This is a genomic window from Streptomyces sp. NRRL B-24572, from assembly GCF_002156145.1.
In the GTDB taxonomy this organism is placed as follows: Bacteria; Actinomycetota; Actinomycetes; order Streptomycetales; family Streptomycetaceae; genus Streptomyces; species Streptomyces vietnamensis.
Genome location: NZ_MWIG01000928.1, coordinates 1 through 4,810, shown reverse-complemented (window position 1 = coordinate 4,810; position 4,810 = coordinate 1). Strand labels below are relative to the sequence as shown.

General features: G+C 74.9%; 2 protein-coding genes. Both read right to left on the bottom strand.

The genetic code is table 11. The features are described 5' to 3' along the window. Positions 1-1,243, bottom strand: a 1,243-nt coding sequence (locus tag CCN56_RS38410) for a hypothetical protein (protein WP_373412952.1), incomplete at its 3' end; no start/stop codon positions are given. Next, a partial coding sequence (locus CCN56_RS38405; RefSeq protein WP_107484296.1) for a tubulin-like doman-containing protein occupies positions 1,240-4,810 on the bottom strand: 3,571 nt, incomplete at its 5' end. The genes CCN56_RS38405 and CCN56_RS38410, both read right to left, overlap by 4 nt.

Here is a 4,810-nt window from a genome sequence, read left to right as displayed (position 1 = left end):
CGGCGAGGGCGCCGACGGCCGGGCCGAGGACCCAGCCGAGCAGCGGCCAGAGCCCGGCGAGCAGCGCCAGGAGGCCGGTGACGGCGAAGGCCGCGGGGCGCGAACCGCCGGCCGTGAAGGGGTACCGGCCGCCGAGCCGCCGCAGCCGCTCGGGACCGCAGATCGCGTCAAGACGGGCGAGCCGGGCCGCACTGCCCACGGGCGCGGTGCGCGCCGACAGCGCGGAGAGGCGGGCCGCCACGGACCGCAGCGGCAGCCCCTTGCCGATCAGGTCGTGGGTGAGGTCGCGCAGCGCCGGGACGATCCCGGCCCGCGAGATCTCCCGCGGCAGCTCCGGCAGTTCGACCCCCCGGTCGCGCAGCACCCCCCGGTGCTCGGCGGTGAGCCGGGTGCCGCCCGCCGCGCCGAACGCGTCCGCGACGGCGGTACGGAACCGGTTCAGCTCCTCCGTCACCCGCTCGATGTCCGCGGGCAGGTCGACGGTCCGGCCCGCGCCGGTGAGGAGACCGGCCGGGCCCCGGACCCGCTGGTAGCCGTCGACGGCCTCGCCGACCGCCTCGTCGCAGGCGGCGAGCCGGGCCCCCGCCCGGCCGTGGGCCGGCAGCCACGGGTGGCCGGACAGGGAGCGCGGTACGCCCTCGCCGAGGAGGAGCGCGAGCGCGCCCGGCACCTGGTCGGCGGAGACGTTCCCGGCCGGGACGTCGGGTCCGGCAAGACCCTCCACCGCCTGCCGCCAGGCCCGCGCCCGGGCCTCGTCGGTGAGGTCGTGCTCCAGGACCCGCACGGCGGGCACGGCGACGCCGTGCACCACCTCGCCGAGCGCGCGCAGGACGGCGTCGAAGACCTCGGGCGTGGACAGGACGTCGACGAGCGGACGCAGGACGGCCTCGCCCGGGACGCCGTCCTCCGTGGAGTCGAAGACCCACAGGACGCCGGCGGCGGGCGGGCGGAGGGTGAGGGAACGGCTCAGGGTCCGTTCGCCCCGGGTGCCGACGGCCAGGCAGACGACGTGCGCGGGGCCGTAGGAGGAGAGGCGCTCGTAGAGCAGCTGGTGGGCGACGAGCCGGTCGGCCTCGTCGACGACGAGGAAGCGCCGCTCGCCGCCGGGCTGCGGGACGTCCAGGGCCGCGCGGACGGCGGCGTCGGAGTCGTACGCCTTCCCCACGGATGTGCGCAGGTCGAGGCAGACGGCGTGGCCCGGCAGCGGCCGTTCGGGCAGGACGGGAAGGGCGCGTGGGCTCACTCCGCCTCACCGGCCCGGTCGCGGCGGTGCGGCTCGTCGTCGGCGGGCCCGAACTCCGGGCCGTGGCCGGCCTCGTACCCCTCGTACCCCTCGTACTCCTCGTAGTCGGGTCCGAAGTCCGGCTCGGGCTCCAGCTCCCAGTCGCCCTCGTAGACGGACGGCGCGGAGGGGGCGGGCCGGTTCGCGTACGCGGAACGGGGGTCGCGCCGGACCCCGTTCTCACGCCCGGCACCGTCGTCGTCGTACGAGGGCCGGGACTCGTGGGCGGCACCGTCGTCGTACCGGGGGCGAGGCTCGTGCCCGGGCCGGGGCTTGTGGGCGGCGCCCTCGTCGTACCGGGGTCGAGGCCCGTACCCGGGGCGGGAGTCGTCCCCGGGCCGGGACTCGTAGGCGGTACCGGTCTCGTACCCGGGACGCGGCCCGTACCCGGCACCGTTCTCGTACCCCGGGCGCGGCCCGTACCCGGCACCGTCCTCGTACCCCCTGTGCGGCCGGGGCTCCTGGCGGGGCCGGGGGACGTGCCCCGGGCGCTGTCCGGCCGGGCGGCCCGGGCCACGGACCTGTCGTGGGCCGTGGCGGTCGTAGAGGGTGCGGAGGTTCGGGCGGGTGGCGTGGGCCGCGCTCGGGAAGCGCATGTCGAGGGCGCCCGGGTAGGTGACCTCCCAGAAGTGGCGGAGCGGGGCGAGCCATTCGCTGTCCGCCTCGCCGTACTCGGCGGCGAGCTCGTCGATCAGGACGAGCTGGCGCGGGGCGACGTGCTCCACGAAGTGGGTGAAGAGCGGCGACGGGGGTGCCGGGACGTGGGCGAGGCCCTTGGGCAGGGCGCGCATGAGCCGTTCGCAGAACTGCTCGATGATCTGCCCCTCGTCGAGCAGCGCCCACCGCTCGTACGCGCGCAGCAGCCCCGCCCAGCTGGAGAGCGAGCCGTCGAAGCCCTCCAGGCGCAGCGACATGGTCGCGGACTCGCCCTCCTGGAGGCGGATCCGGACGAGGCGGGGGGAGTCGGCGGGCCCCTCGGCGGCGATGTGGCCGTTCCACAGGGCGCAGAGCAGCCGGTGGAGGATGCGCTGCCGGTCCTGTTCGGTGGAGACGAGCCAGTCGTCCTGGTAGCCGAGCCGCTGGCGCCAGTGCAGGAAGTCGCCCTCGCCGCCGGAGTCGCGGGCCTCGGACCAGAGGCTGAGGACGTTGCGCACCTCGGAGATGTCGGTGAGGTTCATGCCGCTGCGGAAGAAGACGACGGTGATGGAGTCGGTGTCGACGGCCCGGCACTCGGGGAACACCCGGGAGGGCAGGTTGAGTTCCTGGGCGAGGAAGTCGGCGGCCCGGCCGTCGGACTCGCTCGCCGGGTGCACGATGAGGATCTTGAGCGGGCCGCTGCCGTCCGGGATGAAGCCGACCGGGAGGAGTCCGGCGAGCCGGGAGCGGAACTGGTCGAGCCAGCGCGGGTCGACCTTGGCCTCGGCGGTCTCGTCGCCCGCGGCGGCCCGCAGCAGCAGCTCCATGGAGGGCAGCAGGGGGCGGGCGAAGACGTCCTCGTTGGCCTCGCCGAAGAGGCGCTTGACCCGCCGCTCGACGACCTGCTTGATCTCCTTGACGGCCGCCCCCGAGGAGCGGCGGACCGCGTCGAGGGCGCGCCGCCAGTCGTCGGGCCCGACGAGCCGGTCGAGGAGGGTCGCGGCGTCGGTGGTCTCGGGGAGGCCCTCGCTCTGGGCGAGGCGGTCGACGACGTCGTCGTAGAAGGCGCGCAGGGTGTTCTGCGGGGGCAGCAGGTAGGCGATGCCCGCGCGGTCGTCCCGGTACAGCTCGCGGCGGCTGTCGGCGAAGGACTTCGCCTCGTCCTGCTCGTGGGCGCGGAGCACCTTGGTGAGTTCGGCGATCTCGGCGGTGACGCGGTTGAGGGAGCGCCGCCACTGGTTCTCGCCGGCCTGCCAGCCGCGGTGCCAGAGGACCCGGGCCCGCCACTGGTACCAGGCCTGCTGGGCGGCGAGGGTGTCCTGGACGTCGGGGTCGGTCCAGCGGGCCGGTACGACTCCGCCGACGGTGCGCCTGATGTGGGGGATGTTGGGGGCGTTGGTCTGGACGTTCGGGGGCCGTTCGGGGTCGTTGCGCCGGTTGTCGAGCATGCCGGTGAAGCCTTCCCTGGCCACCCGGTCGGGGTGGCCAGGCAGGCCGGCGAGGACGGTCTCCAGCTGGAACGGGCCGATGAGGCCGAGGAGTTCGCGGGCGCCCGCGCCCGGCTTGAAGTCCTCGGTGAGGCGGGGGATCTCGCGGGCGAGGTGGACGTCGAGGCGCTGGAGGGAGTCCTCCATGTCGTTGAGCCGCTGGCGGAGTTCCTGGGTGATGTCCCGGCTGCCCCGGGGCAGTTGTTCGGGCAGCGGCACGTCCGGTGCCTCGCGGCTCCACAGGCGGCCGATGCCGGAGCGGGTGAAGAGGTCCCGGACCATGTCCTGGCCGTCCCGGGCGGGCCGTCGGGCGCGTTCGGACATGCCGCGGACGGCCTGGGCGAGGAGCCGGGCGGCGACGATCTCGGCGAGGTCGTCGATGGGCACGGTGAGGGAGGCGGCGAGGCTGGTGGACATGCCGCGGTAGCCGATGCCGGTACGGGCCGGTGTCGAGCGCTCCACGGCCTTGTTGATGAAGCTCGCGGCGAAGGACTGGTAGTCGTCCTCCGCGCGGTTCACCGAGTTGCTGTCCTCGCCGAGTTCGGTGCCGATCAGCGACATCACCATGGCGGTGATGGAGCGGCGGAGGTCCTCGGCGCCGATGACGGCCGGCTTGGAGAAGAGGAAGGCGGTCTGCATGGTGGCGGGGCGCAGGGCGACGACCCCGTCGCCGGGATAGGCGACGCTGAGCCGGCCGTGTTCCTCGACGTCGCCGACGGTGTCGAGGGCGTCGGGCACGTTCTGGTCGTCGACGAGCCGGGAGAGGTCCACGAGGGCGCGGGCCGCGTTGAGTTCGGCCTCGCGGCCGCCGCCCGCCTCGGGCGGGAAGGCGGAGGGCATGACGACGAGGGGGTAGATCTTCACGCCGGGCACGTTGGCGTTGCGGAACTCGTGCCCGATGAGGTGGATGAAGTCGTAGAAGATGCCGGCGCCGGTGCCGCCGGCGACGGAGAAGGCGACGAAGACGTCGCAGCCCCGGATGCGGCCGCCGCCGACCCGCTTGAGGTCGCCGGCCGCCTGCCCGATGGCGCCGATCGCCTCGCGGAGCTGCCGCAGGACGGGGTCGAGGCCGGAGCGGAGGGTCGCGAAGAGGGCGGAGCGCCCGACGGTCGGCAGTTGTCCGGCGCCGTGGTTGAGGGGGGCGACGCGCGGCTGGCGGGCCTGCGGCGGCAGCCAGGACCGGGTCTCCTCGTGGAGGGAGACCCGCAGCATGCGGGCCACTTCGGGCGAGGAGTCGAAGTCGGTGGGCAGCAGGTCGCGGACGATGCGGGAGGTACGGGCGAAGGCGGCGCCCTCGGCTCCCTTGGCCCGGAACTGGGGGTAGCCGAGGAGTTCGCCCTCGCTGAAGTCGGCGTAGACGAACTGGAGGCAGTCGGGCAGCTGGAAGGGCAGCCGGCGGCCGCCG